This is a genomic window from Psychrobacter sp. 1Y4 (assembly GCF_051847555.1).
The window spans coordinates 1-918 of sequence record NZ_JBPYDE010000252.1; the positions used below are offsets into that span (position 1 = coordinate 1).

The 918-nt window shown below is 46.9% G+C and carries 1 protein-coding gene; it reads right to left on the minus strand.

Annotated features, from left to right (window positions below):
* The coding region (locus ACS8FC_RS15575; protein WP_439297436.1) for a DUF3488 domain-containing protein at nucleotides 1–830 on the minus strand (830 nt) is incomplete at its 3' end.
* Between the last annotated feature and the right edge of the window lie 88 nt (nucleotides 831–918).

The following is a 918-nucleotide window of genomic DNA, read 5'->3' on the forward strand; positions in this document are numbered from 1 at the left end:
AGTTGCTGTTGCGGTGGACGCTCATCGCCAAACTCTACGCGAAAAGCCAGCTCAGTTGACTGGCCTAAATTAGCAAAATCGCCGGGTGACATACTATCAGACACACCAGTAGTGGCTTGCTGACCTGATAGTTGTACAGACCACAGCGGTGGCAGTCTTGGGAAAAATAAAAACAGCACCACTAACAATGGCAGTGCCCCAACCCCTAAAACCCCTAAAGTACGCAGGCGTCCATCACCACGAGCATTGCTATCATCATTGAGCGCAATAAACGCCAATAGTACGATCACCGCTCCTACTATCACTTCTAGAGTGGTAATCAAACCTTGATCCATCAAAAACAAGGCAGCAAGTACAAATAACGATAGATTCAACACCACGTAAGCATCGCGGCGCTTGTATAATTCCCAAAGCTTACTAGCGAGACATAGCACCAAAAATGCCACGCCCATATCTAGCCCAAAGGCTGTGTTATACGTCAACCACAGACCTACTAAGCCTAATAAAAAACCCAGCATCTGCATGCTTTGATAGACGCGTTTTAAATGTGAGACTTTTTTTAGCCGACTCTTGAGACGTGGTAGTTGGGCGATGATACTGACCGCAGCAAACCCGATTAACCATAGTGGCAAGTGAGCAGCATGTGGCAACACGACTGCTATTTGAGCAATTAGCACCCAGTAATAGGCTGGTAGTGCCAGTAGTCGCCGATACCATTTATTATCAGCTGCTATGCCACTTTTCGCTTGTATATTTTGACCGAGTGCTAACTGCTCAAAGCTTGCCGTTTTTGTGGTATCGGTTGTAGAAAACTGCTTGATTTCAGTCATGGTGCTTTCGCCAGCCTTAGCAAGCACGCTTGCGCAAAAGTCTCACCATCACCCACCGCTGCGCTAGTAGGCATATCATTGGGTAAAC